The organism is Salmonella sp. 32070601201500089SM (assembly GCF_017573605.1).
Lineage (GTDB): Bacteria > Pseudomonadota > Gammaproteobacteria > Enterobacterales > Enterobacteriaceae > Salmonella > Salmonella enterica.
Genome location: NZ_JAGETK010000007.1, coordinates 1 through 20,242 on the forward strand (window position 1 = coordinate 1; position 20,242 = coordinate 20,242).

The following is a 20,242-nucleotide window of genomic DNA, read 5'->3' on the forward strand; positions in this document are numbered from 1 at the left end:
TTTACGGGCCGTAAGTAACGAAGTTTGATGCAAATGTCAGATCGTATGCGCCTGTTAGGGCGCGGCTGGTAAGAAAGCCTTACAGGCGCATCAGAAAAACCTCCGGCTATGCCGGAGGATATTTATTTACCCTTCGTCTCAATCTTCGGCGCGGATTCCTGAAATTTTGCAACGCGCTGCAAGACATGAACTTTTTTCCGTAACGCGCCGAACAATCTGTATTTGGCGCTCGTTATTTTTCTTCCGCCCGCCATACTGCCGACATGAAAAAACAACAGGGCTATACGCTCATTGAAACGGTGGTCGCGATGTCGCTCATTATCATTCTCAGCGCCACAGGACTTTATGGCTGGCAACGCTGGCAGCAGCAACAGCGCCTGTGGCAAACCGCATGTCAGGTGCGGGATTACCTGCTGCAACTTCGTGAGGACGCTCACTGGCATAACCGCGATCACATTCTTCGCGTGGTCAGCGAAGGCGGTTCATGGTGCTTTGTCAGCTCTGTTGCTACGCAAACATCGTGTACGCCATCTTCCCCCTTTGTGTTTACGCCCGACTGGCGTGATGTCGTCCTTGCCGATATCACGCCGTCGTTAGCCTTCTTTGGCTTGCGCAATACGGCATGGGCAGGGCACATCGTACTGAAAAACGCTGCCGGAGAGTGGCGTCTGGTCGTCTCCTCCTGGGGGCGAATCAGGCTATGCGAGCGTAATGAGGCCGCCACGTGTCAATAACCACGCGGGGGTTCTCGCTACTGGAAGTTGTGCTGGCGATGGCGATAGGTTCCATTTTACTGCTTGGGTCCGCACGATTTTTACCGGCGCTACAGCGTGAGATCTGGCACAACACGCGACAGTTATCGCTGGAAGATGAAATCTGGCAGCGAACCTATACCGTAGCGAAGCATCTTCAACGTGCGGGTTACTGTCATGGCCACTGTATTGGCGAAGGGTTACATCTTGCCGAACAGGGGCAATGCGTCATCGTTCAGTGGGACGGGAATAATAACGGTGTCTGGGATACCATACCGGCGAAAGAGGCCGACCAGACCGGGTTTCGTGTGAAGGATAACGTTCTGGAGACATTACGCGGAGCAACATCTTGCCAGGGTAAGGGATGGGAAAAAATGACCGATCCCAATACGGTACTCATCACGGCGTTTACCGTTGAGCGCCGGGATATAACGGGATTCTCGCCAGTGCTCATGCTGCATCTGCGCGGCGCCAGCAAAGCCGAGCCTCAGACGGCTATTGACGCGCAATACAGCGTAACGGGATTTAATCTGTGAATCGGGAACGTGGCGCTTCTTCGCTAATACTGGCGCTTTTAATACTGATTCTGGGTAGTCTGCTACTGCAAGGCGTAAATCAGCAGCAGGCCAGCTATGCCGCCCGCGTGACGACGCAGAGCATGGCGATACAACGCCAGGCGCTCGTACAGTCGGCGCTGGAATGGGGGCGGGGGCAGCTATGGTCAGGCGTAACCGAAATGGAATGTCGGCGCTATTTCCCTTCAGGAGCGAGGGTCTGTTTGCGGAGATTATCGGGGGATGAGGTGGTGATGGCGGCGCAAGATGACGGCATGACGTTATGGCGTTTGGGCAACGTCATTCAGGGAAGCATTGTCTTTTCTCCCCACGGCTGGAGCGATTTTTGTCCGTTAAAAGAGGTGGCGTTATGTCGCATCCCCTGAATTTACAACGCGGGTTTAGCCTCCCGGAAGTTTTAGTGGCGATGGTTCTAATGGTAATGATCGTCACCGCGCTGTCAGGCTATCAGCGGGTATTAATGCACAGTTTTGCATTACGACACCAGTATCTCCAGATCTGGCGGCAGGCGTGGCAGCAAACGGCGCTGTATCCATTTTCGCCTGCTGACAGCTGGAAGGCCAACCGGATGCAGACAACGCAATCGGGATGTGTCAGCATCAGCGTCACGATGGTTTCACCCTCTGGCAGGCAGGGGCAAATGACGCGCTTGCATTGTCCAAATCGTTAATCGTCAGGAGTAATTATGTTAAGGGTCTACCACTCCAATCGTCTGGATGTGCTGGAAGCGTTGATGGAATTCATCGTCGAACGCGAGCGGCTGGATGATCCCTTTGAACCAGAAATGATTCTGGTACAAAGCACGGGTATGGCGCAGTGGCTGCAGATGACCCTTTCACAAAAGTTTGGTATTGCGGCGAATATCGCTTTTCCGTTACCGGCGAGTTTTATCTGGGAGATGTTTGTTCGCGTGTTGCCGGATATTCCCAAAGAAAGCGCTTTCAGCAAACAAAGCATGAGCTGGAAACTGATGACCTTGCTGCCGCAGTTGCTGGATAAGGATGAGTTTGTACTGCTGCGCCATTATCTGACCGACGACACCGATAAACGCAAACTCTTTCAGCTTTCCGCGCGCGCCGCCGACCTGTTCGATCAGTATCTGGTTTATCGGCCTGACTGGCTTACGCAGTGGGAAGCGGGAAAAACCGTGGAAGGTCTGGGGGAGGCGCAAAACTGGCAGGCGCCGCTGTGGAAAGCATTGGTGGAATATACCGCCGCGCTGGGGCAGCCGCGCTGGCATCGCGCCAATCTCTACCAACGCTTTATTCAAACGCTGGAAAGCGCGACCGCCTGCCCGCCAGGGTTGCCGTCCCGCGTTTTTATTTGCGGTATTTCCGCGTTACCGCCAGTGTATCTCAGAGCATTGCAGGCGTTGGGTAAACATATCGAAATCCATCTCCTTTTTACTAATCCGTGCCGGTATTACTGGGGGGACATTAAAGACCCAGCCTGGCTGGCAAAACTCATGGCTCGCCAGCGTCGTCACAGTTTTGAAGACCGTCATTTACCGTTGTTCCGTGAAAACCAGAATCCGGAAGCCTTGTTTAACAGCGACGGCGAACAGGATATCGGTAATCCGCTACTGGCCTCATGGGGAAAACTGGGACGGGATTATATCTACCTGCTATCTGAACTGGAAAACAGCCAGGAGCTGGATGCGTTTGTTGATATTACGCCAGATAATCTTTTGCATCGGATTCAGGCGGATATCCTTGAACTGGAAAGCCATGCGGTGGCGGGCGTAAATCTTGAGGAGTATTCGCGCAGCGACAATAAGCGTCTGCTCGATCCCGAGGATAACAGCCTCTCTTTTCACGTTTGTCACAGCCCGCAGCGCGAGGTGGAAATACTGCACGATCGCCTGCTGGCGATGCTGGAAGCCGATCCGACGCTAACGCCGCGCGACATTATCGTTATGGTGGCTGATATTGACAGCTATAGCCCGTTTATCCAGGCGGTATTTGGTAGCGCGCCAACGGAGCGCTATCTGCCTTATGCTATTTCCGATCGGCGGGCGCGTCAGTCACATCCGGTGTTACAGGCATTTATCAGCCTACTTTCGTTACCGGACAGCCGCTTCGTCTCCGAGGATGTTCTGGCGTTGTTAGACGTACCGGTATTGGCTGCCCGCTTTACGATCAACGAAGAAGGGCTGCGTTATTTGCGCTTGTGGGTCAATGAGTCAGGCATTCGCTGGGGGATTGACGATGACAACGTGCGCGAGCTGGAGCTTCCTGCCACGGGGCAGCATACATGGCAATTTGGCCTGACGCGTATGCTGCTGGGGTATGCGATGGAAAGCGCTCAGGGCGAGTGGCAGTCGGTTCTGCCTTATGACGAATCCAGCGGTCTGATTGCTGAGCTGGTCGGGCATCTGGCTTCGCTGCTGATGCAGCTTAATATCTGGCGGCGCGGTCTGGCGCAGGAGCGACCGCTGGAAGAGTGGCTGCCCGTTTGTCGCGACATGCTCAATGATTTCTTCCTGCCCGATGCGGACACGGAAGCGGCAATGACATTGATTGAACAGCAGTGGCAGGCCATTATCGCCGAAGGCGTTGCGGCGGAATATGGCGACGCGGTACCGATTTCGCTACTGCGGGATGAACTGGCGCAGCGTCTGGATCAGGAACGTATTAGCCAGCGCTTCCTGGCGGGCCCCATCAATATTTGTACGCTGATGCCGATGCGTTCCATTCCGTTCAGAGTCGTTTGCCTGCTGGGAATGAACGACGGCGTATACCCGCGCCAGCTTGCGCCGTTGGGCTTTGACCTGATGAGCCAAAAACCCATGCGCGGGGATCGAAGCCGTCGCGACGATGACCGCTATCTGTTTCTGGAAGCGTTAATCTCGGCGCAGCAAACGCTGTATATCAGCTACATCGGTCGCTCCATCCAGGATAATAGCGAACGCTTTCCCTCTGTACTGGTGCAAGAATTGGTGGATTACATCGGGCAAAGCCACTATTTGCCGGGCGACGAAACGCTGACCTGTGATGAGAGCGAAGCACGAGTCAAAGCGCATATTACGCGTCTGCATACCCGTATGCCTTTTGATGCGCAAAATTACCAACCCGGCGAACAGCAAAGTTATGCCAGAGAGTGGTTGCCCGCGGCGAGTCAGTCGGGAAAAGCGCATTCTGACTTTGTGCAGCCGCTTCCTTTTACGATGCCGGAAACATTGACTCTGGAAAGTCTGCAGCGTTTTTGGGCCCATCCGGTACGCGCATTTTTTCAGATGCGGCTTCAGGTTAATTTCCGCTCGGAAGAGAGTGAGATTCCTGATGCGGAACCGTTTGAATTAGAGGGATTGACGCGATATCAACTTAACCAACAGTTGCTCAATACGCTGGTTGAAGAGGACGACGCCGAACGCTTGTTCCGCCGTTTCCGGGCTGCGGGAGAGTTGCCTTACGGCGCGTTTGGCGAAATATTCTGGGATGCGCAATGTCAGGAGATGCAGCAACTGGCAAGCCGGGTTATCGCCTGTCGTAAGCCGAGCCAAAGCCTGGAAGTGGATCTGCTTTGCAATGGCGTTCAGCTAACCGGCTGGCTACCGCAGGTACAGGAGGATGGATTATTGCGCTGGCGTCCCGCTTTAATCAGCGTGGCGCAAGGTGTGCAACTTTGGCTGGAACACCTTGTCTATTGTGCCAGCGGCGGGAGTGGCGAAAGTCGCCTGTTTTTGCGCAAAGAGGGAGAGTGGCGATTTCCGCCTCTTGATAAAACGCAGGCAATGGCTTACCTGGCGCAACTGATTGAAGGCTACCGGGAAGGCATGTCTTCTCCGCTATTGGTACTGCCGGAAAGCGGCGGCGCATGGATAAAAGCCTGTTATGACGCTGAAAATGATGTCATGTTAGACGACGATGACACCTTACAGAAGGCCAGAACAAAGTTTCTACAGGCTTATGAAGGCAACATGATGGTGAGCGGCGAAGGCGAAGATATCTGGTATCAACGTCTTTGGCGTCAGCTGGAATCTGAAACGTTGCAGGCTATCATTGCGCAGTCACGGCATTACCTGTTACCGCTGTTTCGTTTTAATCAGTCTCGTTGATTGTATGAAAATCGCGCCATTAAAAGGCTTCGACTATGATGCGCTCTTCGTCACGGACTGATTACTGATAAAAAAATGCTGCCTGGTTCAGCACAATAATATCCCGTTCCGCTCAGGTCGATGGTTTACGTGACCATACAGATGAGTGGGAATGAAAGTTAATGATGAGGTCCGTGAATGCCCCGCAGCACCTGGTTCAAAGCGTTATTGTTATTGGTCGCCCTCTGGGGGCCTGCAGTTCAGGCGGATATCGGTTGGCAACCGCTGCAAGAAACTATCCGTAAAAGCGATAAAGATACCCGGCAGTATCAGGCGATACGTCTTGATAATGACATGGTGGTGTTGCTCGTATCCGATCCGCAGGCTGTAAAGTCGCTTTCAGCGTTAGTGGTACCCGTTGGATCGCTTGAAGATCCTGAGGCTCATCAGGGGCTTGCTCATTATCTTGAGCATATGTGCCTGATGGGGTCAAAAAAATATCCGCAGGCGGATAGCCTTGCCGAATACCTTAAAAGACATGGCGGTAGCCACAACGCCAGCACCGCGCCTTATCGAACAGCCTTCTACCTGGAGGTTGAAAACGACGCGCTTCCAGGCGCCGTAGATCGCCTGGCCGACGCCATTGCCGCGCCATTGCTCAATAAAAAGTATGCCGAACGCGAACGAAACGCGGTGAATGCCGAGCTGACGATGGCGCGCACCCGCGACGGTATGCGTATGGCGCAGGTAAGCGCCGAAACCATTAACCCGGCGCATCCAGGCTCGCACTTTTCTGGCGGCAATCTGGAAACGCTAAGCGATAAGCCGGGAAATCCGGTGCAACAGGCGTTGATCGCTTTTCATGAAAAATACTATTCATCTAATCTGATGAAGGCGGTGATTTACAGTAATAAACCCTTGCCGGAACTGGCGAGTATTGCCGCCGCAACCTATGGTCGCGTGCCGAATAAACAGATTAAAAAACCGGAAATTAACGTACCTGTCATCACCGAGGCGCAGAAGGGCATCATTATTCATTACGTGCCGGCGCTACCGCGTAAAGTGCTGCGCGTGGAGTTTCGTATTGATAACAATAGCGCGCAGTTCCGTAGCAAGACCGATGAACTGGTCTCTTATCTGATTGGCAATCGTAGCCCGGGGACGCTCTCTGACTGGCTGCAAAAACAAGGACTGGTCGAAGGTATTAGCGCGGATTCCGATCCGATTGTTAATGGTAACAGCGGCGTATTTGCCATTTCGGCAACGCTGACTGATAAAGGTTTGGCCAATCGTGATGAAGTCGTCGCAGCTATCTTTAGCTATCTCAATACGTTACGTGAAAAAGGGATAGATAAACGTTACTTTGACGAGCTGGCGCATGTGCTGGATCTCGACTTCCGCTATCCGTCTATTACCCGCGATATGGACTATGTCGAATGGCTGGCGGACACTATGATCCGCGTCCCGGTAGCGCATACGCTGGATGCGGCGAATATCGCCGATCGTTACGATCCTGCCGCTATCAAAAATCGCCTGGCGATGATGACGCCGCAGAATGCGCGCATCTGGTACATCAGTCCCCAGGAACCCCATAATAAGATTGCGTATTTTGTGGATGCGCCTTATCAGGTCGATAAGATTAGCGAACAGACGTTTAAAAACTGGCAGCAAAAAGCACAGGGCATTGCGTTGTCGCTGCCGGAGTTAAACCCCTATATTCCTGATGATTTCACGCTTGTTAAGAATGACAAAAACTACGTGCGGCCAGAACTGATTGTCGATAAAGCGGATTTGCGCGTGGTTTATGCGCCGAGTCGTTATTTCGCCAGCGAGCCAAAAGCTGACGTGAGCGTGGTATTGCGTAACCCGCAGGCGATGGACAGCGCCCGCAATCAGGTACTGTTCGCCCTTAATGATTATCTGGCGGGAATGGCGCTCGATCAGCTCAGTAACCAGGCGGCAGTGGGTGGCATTAGCTTTTCTACTAACGCCAACAATGGTCTGATGGTCACTGCGAACGGTTATACCCAGCGTTTGCCGCAGCTTTTCCTGGCGTTGCTGGAAGGATATTTTAGCTACGACGCCACGGAGGAACAGCTGGCGCAGGCGAAATCCTGGTATACGCAGATGATGGATTCTGCGGAGAAGGGAAAAGCCTACGAACAGGCGATTATGCCGGTGCAGATGATTTCGCAGGTGCCTTATTTTTCCCGTGATGAACGTCGCGCTTTGCTGCCGTCCATTACGTTGAAAGAGGTGATGGCCTATCGTAATGCGTTAAAAACGGGCGCTCGTCCGGAATTTCTGGTTATAGGAAATATGAGCGAAGCCCAGGCGACCTCTCTGGCGCAAGATGTCCAAAAACAGCTCGCGGCGAACGGATCGGCGTGGTGTCGCAACAAAGACGTGGTGGTTGAGAAAAAGCAGTCCGTAATATTTGAAAAAGCGGGCAGTAGCACCGACTCCGCGTTAGCCGCGGTCTTTGTCCCGGTCGGCTACGACGAGTACGTCAGCGCCGCCTACAGCGCGATGTTAGGTCAGATTGTTCAACCGTGGTTTTACAATCAGCTACGAACCGAAGAGCAACTGGGATACGCCGTTTTCGCCTTTCCGATGAGCGTTGGCCGTCAGTGGGGAATGGGATTCCTGCTACAGAGCAACGATAAACAGCCCTCTTACCTGTGGCAACGCTATCAGGCATTTTTCCCTGACGCCGAGGCGAAGCTGAGGGCGATGAAGCCGGAAGAGTTCGCCCAAATTCAGCAGGCGATCATTACGCAAATGCGCCAGGCGCCGCAAACGTTGGGCGAAGAAGCATCCCGTTTAAGCAAGGATTTCGATCGGGGTAATATGCGCTTTGACTCGCGTGATAAAATCATCGCTCAGATAAAATTGCTGACGCCACAAAAGCTTGCCGACTTCTTCCACCTGGCGGTGGTGGAACCACAAGGTATGGCAATATTGTCACAGATTGCCGGTAGCCAGAATGGAAAAGCAGAATACGTGCATCCGACAGGCTGGAAAGTGTGGGATAACGTCAGCGCATTGCAGCAAACGTTACCTCTAATGAGCGAAAAGAATGAATGATGTCGCCGAGACTCTTGATCCTCTACGCTTGCCCCTGACAGGCGAGCGTTTGATTGAAGCATCAGCGGGCACAGGCAAAACGTTTACTATCGCGGCGCTGTATCTGCGGTTATTGCTCGGCCTGGGCGGCAGTGCCGCATTTCCCCGCCCGTTGACCGTTGAAGAACTGCTGGTGGTAACCTTTACGGAGGCCGCCACTGAAGAGCTGCGTGGGCGAATCCGCAGTAATATCCATGAGTTGCGCATCGCCTGTCTGCGGGAAAGCACGGATAATCCGCTTTATGCCCGCTTGCTGGAAGAAATTAGCGACAAAAAGCAGGCCGCACAGTGGTTATTACTGGCGGAACGACAAATGGACGAGGCCGCGGTTTTTACCATCCACGGTTTTTGCCAGCGTATGCTCAGCCTGAACGCTTTCGAATCCGGTATGTTGTTTGAGCAACAGCTTATTGAAGACGAATCTTTGTTGCGTTATCAGGCCTGCGCCGATTTCTGGCGGCGTCATTGCTATCCGCTGCCGCGCGACATCGCGCAGGTGGTGTTTGACGTGTGGAAGGGACCGAAGGCGCTCTTAAAGGATATCGATCGTTATCTGCAGGGCGAAGCGCCGGTCATTAAAGCGCCGCCATCGCAGGAGGAGACGCTGGCATCGCGTCATGAACAGATCCTGGCGCGCATCAACCAGGTGAAGCAGCAGTGGTGTGAGGCGGTTAGCGAGCTGGACGCGCTGATCGAATCATCCGGCATCGATCGCAGAAAATTCAACCGCGGCAATCAGGCGAAATGGATCGAAAAGATCACCTCGTGGGCGCAAGAAGAGACGAAAAACTATCAATTACCCGAGGCGTTGGGAAAATTTTCACAGCGTTTTTTAGCTGAGCGCACCAAAGCTGGCGGCGTGACGCCCCAGCACCCATTGTTTGTCGCCATCGATAACCTGTTGGGCGAACCGCTATCGATTAAAGATCTGGTTCTTACCCGAGCGTTATCAGAGATCCGTGAAACGGTGGCTCAGGAAAAACGCCGGCGCGGCGAGCTGGGGTTTGACGATATGCTCAGCCGTTTAGATACCGCGCTGCGTAGTGAAAGCGGCGAGGCGCTGGCTGCGGCGATTCGTACCCGTTTTCCGGTGGCGATGATCGATGAATTTCAGGATACCGACCCACAACAGTACCGTATTTTTCGCCGTATCTGGCGACATCAACCCGATACGGCGCTATTGCTGATTGGCGATCCTAAACAGGCGATTTATGCGTTTCGTGGCGCGGATATCTTTACCTACATGAAGGCTCGCAGCGAAGTGAGCGCGCACTATACCCTTGACACTAACTGGCGCTCCGCGCCGGGGATGGTGAATAGCGTTAACAAGCTGTTCAGTCAGATGAATGACGCCTTTATGTTCCGCGATATTCCCTTCAGTCCGGTAAAGTTTGCGCCCAGAAACCAGTCGCTGCAATTTAAAGTGAATGACGCGCCTCAACCGGCGATGACCCTGTGGCTAATGGAGGGGGAAAGCTGCGGTTCGGGCGATTATCAAAGTTATATGGCGCAGGTGTGCGCCACGCAAATTCGCGACTGGCTGCGTGCCGGGCAAACGGGCGACGCGCTGCTGACGAACGGCGATTCGTCGCGGCCCGTTCGCGCCTCGGATATTAGCGTGCTGGTGCGCAGCAGGCGGGAAGCCGCGCTGATACGGGATGCGCTGACCTTACTGGCGATCCCCTCCGTCTATCTTTCTAACCGCGACAGCGTATTCGAAACGCTCGAAGCGCAGGAGATGCTGTGGGTGTTGCAGGCGGTGATGGCGCCCGAACGTGAGAATACGCTGCGTAGCGCTCTGGCGACATCAATGATGGGCCTTACCGCGCTGGATATCGAAACGCTTAACAATGATGAAAATGCGTGGGATGCGGTTGTTGAAGAGTTTGATGGCTACCGACAGATTTGGCATAAACGCGGCGTGATGCCTATGCTGCGCGCGCTAATGTCGGCGCGCAATATTGCTGAAAACCTGCTGGCGACGGCGGGAGGCGAACGTCGGCTGACGGATATTTTGCATATTAGCGAGCTGTTACAGGAAGCCGGTTCGCAGCTGGAAAGCGAACATGCGCTGGTGCGTTGGCTGGCGCAGCATATCCTTGAACCCGATAGCAATGCTTCCAGCCAGCAACTACGTCTGGAAAGCGATAAGCATCTGGTGCAAATCGTCACCATTCATAAATCGAAAGGTCTGGAATACCCGCTGGTCTGGTTACCTTTTATCACCCATTTCCGCGTGCAGGACCAGGCTTTTTATCACGACAGGCACTCCTACGAGGCGGTGCTGGACCTTAGTCACGCCGAAGAGAGCATAGCACTGGCGGAAGCCGAACGCCTGGCGGAAGACCTGCGCCTACTTTATGTCGCGCTGACCCGTGCAGTGTGGCATTGCAGCCTCGGCGTCGCGCCGCTGGTGCGGCGTCGTAGCGATAAGAAAGGCGAGACGGATGTGCACCAAAGCGCGCTTGGGCGACTCCTGCAAAAAGGCGAACCGATGGATGCCGCAGGCCTTCGCGCCTGTATTGAGGCGCTATGCGACGAGGATATCGTGTGTCGAACGCCAGGCAATACGGATAACGACCGCTGGCAAATTGCCGCTGCATCGCACGCGGAACTCAGCGCCAGAACGCTGCAACGCCTGCTTTATGATAGCTGGCGCGTCACCAGTTATTCCGGTTTGCAGCAGCGGGGACATAGCGTGGCGCAAGATCTTATTCCTCGTCTCGACATTGACGCCGCAGGCGTTGGCGAAGCGGCGGAAGCGCCGGCAATGACGCCGCATCACTTTCCTCGCGGGGCATCGCCGGGAACATTTTTGCACAGCCTGTTTGAAGAGCTTGATTTTACTCAACCGATAGACCCCCAATGGGTACAGGAAAAACTGGAGCTGAGTGGTTTTGAAACGCGATGGGAGCCCGTACTTACCCGCTGGCTGGACACCGTGTTACACGTTCCCCTTAACGAGACGGGCGTTAGTCTGAGCGTGCTGACCGAGCGTGAAAAACAGGTCGAAATGGAGTTTTATCTGCCGATTGCCCAGCCGCTTACCGCCGGAGAGCTGGATGCGTTGATTCGTCGGTACGACCCGCTTTCAGCAGGTTGCCCTGCGCTGGATTTCATGCAGGTTCGCGGCATGTTAAAGGGCTTTATCGACCTGGTGTTCCGTTATGAGGGGCGCTATTACCTGCTCGACTATAAATCTAACTGGCTGGGCGAGGATAGCGCCGCTTATACCCAGACGGCGATGGCTGCGGCGATGCAGGCGCATCGCTATGATTTGCAGTACCAGCTTTATACGCTGGCATTGCACCGTTACCTTCGTCATCGAATGGCGAATTACGACTATGAACGCCATTTCGGCGGCGTCATCTATCTCTTTTTACGCGGGGTGGATAGCGAACGTCCGCAGCAGGGTATTTTTACCACTCGCCCTGCGGCGGCGTTAATTAACCAACTGGATGATATGTTTGCAGGTGAAATGAGTGAGGAGGCGCAATGACAATCCAGGAGCGGTTGCTGGAGGCCGTTGAACAAAAACTATTACGGCCCATTGATGCCCAGTTTGCTTTAACCGTCGCCGGTAACGACGATCCCGCCGTGACGCTGGCGGCAGCGCTGCTTAGTCATGACGCAGGTGAAGGTCACGTGTGTCTGCCGTTGTCGCGTTTAACGTTAACGGAGGAGGCGCATCCCTTACTGGTCGCCTGGATAAGCGAAACGGCTACGCCAATCGACTGGAAAAAGCGGTTACTGGCGTCTGCGGCGGTTAGCTGCGGCGATAGCCCCGCGCCGTTAATTCTGTGCGGCGATCGCCTCTACCTGAATCGTATGTGGTGCAACGAGCGTACGGTTGCGCGCTTTTTTAACGAGGTTAACCAGGCCATCGCCGTAGATGAAGCGCAGTTATCCCGTATTCTGGACGCGCTTTTCCCTCCGACTGACGAAGTGAACTGGCAAAAGGTGGCCGCCGCCGTAGCGCTAACTCGCCGTATCTCCGTGATTTCAGGCGGTCCCGGCACCGGTAAAACCACCACCGTCGCGAAGCTGCTGGCGGCATTAATTCAAATGGCGGATGGCGAACGTTGCCGTATCCGGCTGGCGGCGCCGACCGGGAAAGCGGCCGCACGCCTGACGGAGTCGCTCGGCGCGGCGTTGCGTCAGCTTCCTCTTACCGATGCGCAGAAAAAGCGTATACCGGAGGACGCCAGTACGCTGCACCGACTGCTGGGCGCACAGCCCGGCAGCCAGCGATTACGCCATCATGCGGGCAATCCGCTGCATCTGGACGTGCTGGTGGTCGATGAGGCATCAATGATTGATTTGCCGATGATGTCACGTTTGATTGACGCTCTGCCGCCGCACGGGCGGGTCATTTTTCTTGGCGATCGCGATCAGTTGGCATCCGTTGAGGCGGGCGCTGTGTTGGGCGATATTTGCGCCTATGTCAACGCAGGGTTTACGGCGGAACGCGCCCGGCAGCTAAGTCGACTAACAGGGAGCGCCATTCCGGCGGGGGCCGGAATGCAAGCCGCGTCTTTACGCGATAGCCTCTGTTTATTGCAAAAGAGCTACCGTTTCGGCAGCGATTCTGGCATCGGCAAGCTGGCGGCGGCAATTAACTGCGGCGACAGGTCGGCAATCCAGGCTGTTTTTCAGCAGGGGTTTAGCGATATAGAGAAGCGTACATTGCAAAGTAGCGACGATTATGCCGGGATGCTGGATGAAGCGCTGGCGGGCTATGGGCGCTACCTGCGGTTGCTGCATGAAAAAGCGGCGCCGGAGGCAATCCTTCAGGCTTTCAATGAGTATCAACTGCTTTGTGCGCTGCGCGAAGGCCCATTTGGCGTGAGGGGACTGAATGACCGCATTGAGCAGGCGATGGTGCAGCAACGAAAAATTCAGCGGCATCCGCACTCTCGCTGGTATGAAGGGCGTCCGGTAATGATTGCGCGCAACGATAGCGCGCTGGGGTTATTTAACGGCGATATTGGTATTGCGCTCGATCGCGGGCAGGGGTTACGCGTCTGGTTTGTGATGCCGGACGGCACGATCAAGTCCGTTCAGCCCAGCCGTCTGCCGGAACATGATACAACCTGGGCGATGACGGTACATAAATCACAGGGGGCTGAATTTGATCACGCCGCGCTGATTTTACCCAGCCAGCGTTCGCCGGTCGTGACGCGGGAGCTGGTGTATACCGCTGTTACGCGGGCGCGGCGGCGGTTATCGCTGTATGCCGATGAACGGATCCTGGCAGGCGCGATTGTGACGCGTACGGAGCGGCGCAGCGGATTAGCCACCTTATTTGATGAAGTCAGTCGTACCGGATAAGACGAGTTCTCGCCGGATGGTGACGCGTAGCGTCTTATCCGGCCTCCAAATGACGCTTTCGAGCGTAGGCCTGATAAGCGCAGCGCCATCAGGCCCCCTCGTTACCCTAAATCCGCCATCAGCACCTTTGAACGTCGCTGATAGTTATACATTTTTTTCTTGCTCTCAGGCAGTAACTCAATATCGACAGGCGTGAAACCGCGCTCCTGGAACCAGTGAATACTGCGCGTCGTCAGCACAAACAATTTACGCAGCCCCATTTGCCGCGCCTGGGCGGCAACCCGCTCCAGAAGCACTTCTCCACGCGATGAGCTGCGATAATCCGGATGAACCGCTACGCAGGCCATTTCGCCTATTTTCTCTTCCACAAAAGGATACAGCGCCGCGCAGGCGATAGTCATATTATCGCGCTGAATAATGGTAAATTTATCGATCTCCATCTCCAGTTGTTCACGGGAACGGCGTACCAGAATGCCCTGCTGTTCCAGTGGGCGGATAAGCTCCAGAATACCGCCAATATCGTTGATGGTAGCGCGGCGGATCTGCTCGGCGCTCTCCATGACGATCTGCGTACCGATACCATCACGCGAGAACAATTCCTGTAATAGCGAGCCATCTTCCTGATAGCTGATCAGATGGCAACGACGAACGCCGCTACGACAGGCTTTTACCGCGCCGCGCAAAAAACGTACGGTTCCGGAGTTGTAATCGCCCTGCGCTTCCAACTCTTCCACCCGCGCCTGCGCTTCATTCGGGAAGAGTTCAGAAATGATGCCGCCCTCGCTATTGGTAACGCCCTGAGAAGAACAGAAACCGATCATTTTTTCCGCTTTCAGTTTAACGGCGAGTTGAGTGGCAATCTCTTCTGAAGTCAGATTAAAACTTTCGCCGGTCACTGAGACGGCGACCGGCCCCATCAGAACGATCGCGCCGTTATCCAGCTGGCGGTTGATCGCATCTTCATCAATGCGCCGGATACGGCCGCTATGACAGTAGTCCACGCCATCATCAACGCCCAGCGGCTGCGCAATGGTGAAATTGCCGCTGACGACATTAATGTGCGCGCCCTGCAACGGCGTATTGTTCAGACTCATCGACAGACGGGCGGTAATATCAAGCTGGAGTAAACCGGCGGCCTGTTTCACCAGCTCCAGTGTTTTGGCGTCCGTCACCCGTGTGTTTTTGTGGTAAATCGGTTCATGATGATGCGCGGCCAGATTGGCGTCGATTTGCGGTCGCGCGCCATACACCACGACAAGGCGAATACCGAGGCTATGCAGTAGCCCGATATCGCTAACGATGCTGGAAAAATTGTCATGCTCAATGGCTTCGCCGCCGAGCATAATGACAAAGGTTTTTCCGCGATGGGTATTGATATAGGGAACTGAATGGCGAAACCCTTCTACCAGTTCGGTTTTACGTTCCTTTATCATTGCGCGCCCCACTGGTGAATTATTATTCGAAATTAGTGTATTTTTATTCTGTTTTTGCCCTCTGTGCAAGCGTAAATTTTATGCGGTCCGATCGCTTTTCTTAGTAATGCCGTGAATATAAAAAGAATGTTTACCCTTTTATAGATGACAGATTATGCGTCATTCGCTAAAGTTTCCGGTCAATTTGGATGAACTTTGTATGATCTCTATTTAGTTTTTGCTCGGGAGAAGCATGTCGGGAGCCAATTCAGCAATCAGCCGTCGCCGTTTACTACAAGGCGCGGGCGCCATGTGGCTATTAAGCGTGAGCCAGGTCGGGCTGGCTGCCGTAAGCCAGGTCGTTGCGGTGCGTATCTGGCCTGCGTCCAGCTATACCCGCGTCACGGTAGAGTCGAATCGTCTGCTGAAATATAAACAATTTGCCTTAAGTAACCCGGACCGCGTGGTGGTAGATATTGAGGATGTGAATCTGAACTCGGTGCTTAAAGGCATTGGCGCGCAGATTCGCAGCGACGATCCGTATATCAAATCCGCAAGGGTAGGGCAGTTTGATCCTAAGACTGTGCGTATGGTCTTTGAGCTAAAACAAAACGTGAAGCCGCAGCTATTTGCGCTGGCGCCTGTGGCAGGCTTTAAAGAACGTCTGGTGATGGATCTTTATCCTGCCAATGCGCAGGATATGCAGGATCCGCTGCTGGCGCTGCTGGAAGACTACAATAAAGGCGATCTGGATAAACAGGTGCCGCCTTCGCAAAGCGGGCCGCAGCCCGGTAAAGCGGGGCGCGATCGTCCCATTATTATTATGCTTGATCCGGGACACGGCGGCGAAGACCCCGGCGCGATAGGCAAATACAAAACGCGTGAAAAAGACGTGGTGCTCCAGATAGCCCGCCGCCTGCGCGCGTTGATCGAAAAAGAAGGCAACATGAAGGTCTATATGACGCGCAATGAAGACATCTTCATTCCGTTAAAAGTCCGGGTGGCGAAAGCGCAGAAACAGCGCGCCGACCTGTTTGTCTCTATTCATGCGGATGCCTTCACCAGCCGGCAGCCTAGCGGTTCATCCGTATTCGCGCTATCGACCAAAGGCGCCACCAGTACCGCGGCGAAATATCTGGCGCAAACGCAGAACGCCTCGGACTTAATTGGCGGCGTGAGCAAAAGCGGTGACCGTTATGTCGACCATACGATGTTCGATATGGTGCAATCGCTGACCATTGCCGATAGTTTGAAATTCGGTAAAGCGGTGTTGAAGCAGCTTGGTAAAATTAATGACCTGCATAAAAACAAGGTCGAGCAGGCGGGGTTTGCGGTGTTAAAGGCGCCCGATATTCCGTCTATTCTGGTCGAGACGGCGTTTATCAGTAACATTGAAGAAGAACGCAAGCTCAAGACCGCGACGTTCCAGCAACAGGTCGCAGAGTCGATTCTGGCGGGCATTAAAGCGTATTTTGCCGATGGGGCGACGCTGGCGAGAAGAAGTTAACCTGAGATGACGGCGAGTTTATTGCGCGGGTAAGTAGGATGCTGCCCGCACTGTCGTTGCGGACCAGACGACAGATACAAAAAAACACCCGTAAGGGTGTTCATTAAGTTGGTTGCGGGGGCCGGATTTGAACCGACGACCTTCGGGTTATGAGCCCGACGAGCTACCAGGCTGCTCCACCCCGCGTCCGTCTAAACTTGCATTCTCATTGTAATTGGTTGCGGGGGCCGGATTTGAACCGACGACCTTCGGGTTATGAGCCCGACGAGCTACCAGGCTGCTCCACCCCGCGTCCGTGGATGCGCACTATACTCCGCTGAGCTTTTGTTGCAACCCTTTTTTCATATAAATCGCTAATTTCTCATGAATTGCGCAAATACACCGCAGATAGCGCGATTTTTAAACGAATTTACATAATGAGATCGCGATCGCATTTCATTACTTCGGACGGTTTGTTATCTTCACCGGGCACTTTCGATTACGCAGAAGACGAGACACCATGAAAGGACGTTGGGCAAAATATGTGGCGACAGGCGTAATGCTGGCAATGCTGGCTGCCTGTTCATCAAAACCGACCGATCGCGGTCAGCAATATAAGGACGGGAAATTTACCCAGCCCTTCTCCCTGGTAAACCAGCCGGACGCGGTGGGCGCGCCGATTAATGCTGGAGACTTTGCCGAGCAGGTCAACCAGATCCGTTCCGCGTCGCCGCGTTTATACACCAATCAAAGCAACGTCTATAACGCTGTCCAGAACTGGTTACGTTCCGGAGGCGATACGCGCACTATGCGTCAGTTTGGTATCGATGCCTGGCAGATGGAAGGCACCGACAATTACGGTAACGTCCAGTTCACGGGCTACTATACGCCCGTCGTTCAGGCTCGCCATACGCGCCAGGGCGCGTTCCAGTACCCTATCTATAGTATGCCGCCAAAACGCGGACGCTTACCGTCCCGCGCTCAGATCTACGCAGGCGCGCTGAGCGATAAGTACATCCTGGCCTGGAGTAATTCGCTGATGGATAACTTTATTATGGATGTCCAGGGCAGCGGTTATATTGATTTCGGTGATGGTAGTCCGCTGAACTTCTTTAGTTATGCCGGTAAAAACGGCTGGCCTTATCGCAGTATTGGTAAAGTGCTTATCGATCGCGGTGAAGTGAAAAAAGAAGATATGTCGATGCAGGCTATACGCGAATGGGGAGAGAAGCACAGCGAAGCGGAAGTGCGTGAATTACTGGAGCAGAACCCGTCGTTCGTCTTCTTTAAGCCGCAATCTTTTGCGCCGGTCAAAGGTGCCAGCGCTGTACCGCTGATTGGGCGAGCATCCGTCGCCTCCGACCGCAGCATCATTCCGCCTGGCACGACCTTGTTGGCGGAAGTACCGTTGCTGGATAACAACGGTAAATTTAGCGGTCAGTATGAGCTACGTTTGATGGTCGCGCTGGATGTCGGTGGAGCGATTAAAGGCCAGCACTTTGATATTTACCAGGGGATTGGCCCAGATGCCGGGCATCGTGCCGGATGGTATAATCACTATGGTCGCGTCTGGGTGTTAAAAAGCGCGCCGGGCGCCGGTAACGTGTTTAGCGACTGATTGTGGTATTCTGCGACAACCGGATTGCCCGATAACGCGATCGCTATCGGGCCTGAAAATAGTGAGCAGGGGTGAGGAATAACCTCACCTTTTTTTATTCTGAGGTCATATGTCAGTGGTGATAAGTGATGCCTGGCGCCAACGCTTTGGCGGCACCGCGCGTCTGTACGGTGAAAAAGCGCTGCAGCGGTTTGCTGAGGCGCATATCTGCGTCGTGGGAATCGGCGGGGTGGGATCATGGGCGGCAGAGGCGCTGGCGCGTACGGGCATCGGCGCGATTACGCTGATTGATATGGACGATGTCTGCGTGACCAATACGAACCGTCAGATCCATGCGTTGCGTGATAACGTCGGGTTGGCGAAAGCGGAAGTGATGGCCGAACGGATTCGGCAAATTAACCCGGAGTGCCGGGTAACGGTTATCGATGATTTCATCACGCCGGATAATGTGGCGGGTTATATGAACGCGGGTTTTACCTATGTCATTGACGCCATTGACAGCGTTCGTCCAAAAGCTGCGCTGATTGCGTACTGTCGCCGATATAAGGTTCCTTTAGTGACCACTGGCGGCGCGGGCGGGCAGATCGATCCGACGCAAATCCAGGTCGCTGATTTGGCGAAAACCATCCAGGATCCGCTGGCGGCAAAACTGCGCGAGAGATTGAAACATAATTTTGGCGTAGTGAAGAATAGTAAAGGTAAGCTGGGCGTGGACTGCGTTTTTTCCACCGAAGCGCTGGTTTACCCACAGGCGGACGGTTCCGTATGCGCGATGAAAGCTACCGCAGAAGGGCCAAAACGGATGGATTGCGCCTCTGGCTTCGGCGCGGCGACGATGGTGACGGCAACGTTCGGTTTTGTCGCCGTTTCCCATGCGCTGAAGAAGATCATGGCTAAAGCGGCGCGACAAGAATAAAAGGACGGGGCGGAGTGTCACGCAGACGCGTATCCGGCCCTGCGCCCTTCGTTAGCGAAAGAAGCGCTGTACCCTGCCGAACACCGGTTTCAGACGGGCGCGGAGATAATGGGAATATAAATTTTCAGATATGCATAGAAACAACCCGAACCATACTGCACAAAAGCAGAGCAGTTCCGCGTAATTAATGTGCTCGCCAAATATCATAATGGCAAGTAAGAACTGTAAAGACGGCTCTATATATTGCGCCAGTCCGGTGACAATCAACGAGGTGTGATTTAACGCGATGGCAAATAATACCAGTGGAATGATCGTCACTGGCGCCGTCATGACATACAAAAAGAAAGGAGTATTAGCGGATATAATTGGTCCAGTATCGCTAAAGAGAAAAATTAATAGTGAGACAGGCAATGCCCATAATGTTTCAATCGTTATCGATGTCATCACATCATAATGTATAAACTTTCGCGCCAGGCCATATAGCGCAAATGATAATCCCATGGTTAGCGCCAGCGCCGGGAAATGCCGTAGCATGATAATTTGAAAAGTCAGGCCGCAGACACCGGAAAAAACGGCGATGGCCTGAAACAACGACAGTTTTTCTTTAAGAAAAATGCATCCCAGCGCAATAACAAATAGCGGGTTGATAAAATAGCCGAGGCTGGCATCAAGCACCAGATGATGGGTTAGCGCATAAATAAAAGATGACCATGATACAATCATCAAAAGTCCGGCGATCATGCAGAAGAAAAAGGATTTTTTATCTTTCCAGACATCATGAAATCGCGTTCGCTGCCGAAATAAGAACCTTACTGCCAGTAATAATGGAATTGACCAGAATACCCGGTATATCAATATTTGTGCGAGGTTCCCCCCTGATAAATATTGATAGTATAAAGGTGTTAACCCCCATAATATAAATGCCAGCACCACAAACATGGTACCGTTACGCAGATATTTTTCCACTTATCCATATCCTGTTATAACTTC

At 53.6% G+C, this 20,242-nt stretch carries 13 protein-coding genes and 2 tRNA genes; 11 read left to right on the forward strand and 4 right to left on the reverse strand.

Annotation, left to right across the window (positions count from 1 at the left end; all coding sequences use genetic code 11):
• Positions 1–263: 263 nt before the first annotated feature.
• The 8 genes from J4728_RS12720 (at position 264) to recD (ending at position 13,820) form a co-directional block, all read left to right on the forward strand.
• Positions 264–734, forward strand: coding sequence for a prepilin peptidase-dependent protein (locus J4728_RS12720; RefSeq protein WP_000744668.1), 471 nt, complete (start codon positions 264–266; stop codon positions 732–734).
• Entirely contained in the window at positions 725–1,288 is a 564-nt protein-coding gene (locus tag J4728_RS12725) for a prepilin peptidase-dependent protein (RefSeq protein WP_000029152.1), read from the forward strand. Before J4728_RS12720 ends, J4728_RS12725 begins: the two co-directional genes overlap by 10 nt.
• Entirely contained in the window at positions 1,285–1,692 is a 408-nt protein-coding gene (locus J4728_RS12730; protein ID WP_080154409.1) for a DUF2509 family protein, read from the forward strand. Before J4728_RS12725 ends, J4728_RS12730 begins: the two co-directional genes overlap by 4 nt.
• Positions 1,677–1,997, forward strand: coding sequence for a prepilin-type N-terminal cleavage/methylation domain-containing protein (locus J4728_RS12735; RefSeq protein ID WP_000019290.1), 321 nt, complete (start codon positions 1,677–1,679; stop codon positions 1,995–1,997). Before J4728_RS12730 ends, J4728_RS12735 begins: the two co-directional genes overlap by 16 nt.
• A 15-nt stretch (positions 1,998–2,012) precedes the next feature.
• Positions 2,013–5,384 (forward strand): exodeoxyribonuclease V subunit gamma, encoded by a 3,372-nt coding sequence (gene recC / locus J4728_RS12740; protein ID WP_000946832.1) that lies wholly within the window; start codon positions 2,013–2,015, stop codon positions 5,382–5,384.
• A 177-nt stretch (positions 5,385–5,561) separates the two neighbouring features.
• The gene (gene ptrA, locus J4728_RS12745) at positions 5,562–8,450 is read left to right on the forward strand and encodes a pitrilysin (protein ID WP_208211834.1); all 2,889 of its coding nucleotides are present in this window, start codon (positions 5,562–5,564) and stop codon (positions 8,448–8,450) included.
• On the forward strand, positions 8,443–11,988 hold the full coding sequence (gene recB / locus J4728_RS12750; RefSeq protein WP_115409416.1) for an exodeoxyribonuclease V subunit beta: 3,546 nt from the start codon (positions 8,443–8,445) through the stop codon (positions 11,986–11,988). Before ptrA ends, recB begins: the two co-directional genes overlap by 8 nt.
• A complete protein-coding gene (gene recD, locus J4728_RS12755) occupies positions 11,985–13,820 on the forward strand; it encodes an exodeoxyribonuclease V subunit alpha (RefSeq protein WP_208211836.1) in 1,836 nt (611 codons plus the stop codon). The genes recB and recD overlap by 4 nt, the downstream gene beginning before the upstream one ends.
• 101 nt (positions 13,821–13,921) lie before the next feature.
• On the opposite strand, the gene argA is transcribed toward recD, so the two are convergent.
• Entirely contained in the window at positions 13,922–15,253 is a 1,332-nt protein-coding gene (argA, locus tag J4728_RS12760; RefSeq protein WP_000588970.1) for an amino-acid N-acetyltransferase, read from the reverse strand.
• A 232-nt stretch (positions 15,254–15,485) separates the two neighbouring features.
• On the opposite strand from argA, the gene amiC reads away from it, so the two are divergent.
• Positions 15,486–16,739 (forward strand): N-acetylmuramoyl-L-alanine amidase AmiC, encoded by a 1,254-nt coding sequence (gene amiC, locus J4728_RS12765; protein ID WP_208211838.1) that lies wholly within the window; start codon positions 15,486–15,488, stop codon positions 16,737–16,739.
• A 109-nt stretch (positions 16,740–16,848) separates the two neighbouring features.
• Here amiC and J4728_RS12770 read toward each other — a convergent pair.
• Positions 16,849–16,925 (reverse strand) — tRNA-Met (locus J4728_RS12770).
• 29 nt (positions 16,926–16,954) lie between these two features.
• Positions 16,955–17,031 (reverse strand) — tRNA-Met (locus J4728_RS12775).
• 207 nt (positions 17,032–17,238) lie between these two features.
• On the opposite strand from J4728_RS12775, the gene mltA reads away from it, so the two are divergent.
• Positions 17,239–18,336, forward strand: coding sequence for a murein transglycosylase A (gene mltA / locus J4728_RS12780; RefSeq protein WP_001626583.1), 1,098 nt, complete (start codon positions 17,239–17,241; stop codon positions 18,334–18,336).
• A gap of 109 nt (positions 18,337–18,445) precedes the next feature.
• Complete coding sequence (tcdA, locus tag J4728_RS12785) at positions 18,446–19,252, forward strand: tRNA cyclic N6-threonylcarbamoyladenosine(37) synthase TcdA (protein WP_000117748.1); 807 nt, start codon at positions 18,446–18,448, stop codon at positions 19,250–19,252.
• Between the two features lie 51 nt (positions 19,253–19,303).
• Here the strand turns inward: tcdA and rarD are convergent, their stop codons facing one another.
• On the reverse strand, positions 19,304–20,191 hold the full coding sequence (gene rarD, locus J4728_RS12790) for an EamA family transporter RarD (protein WP_001752699.1): 888 nt from the start codon (positions 20,189–20,191) through the stop codon (positions 19,304–19,306).
• Positions 20,192–20,242: the final 51 nt, after the last annotated feature.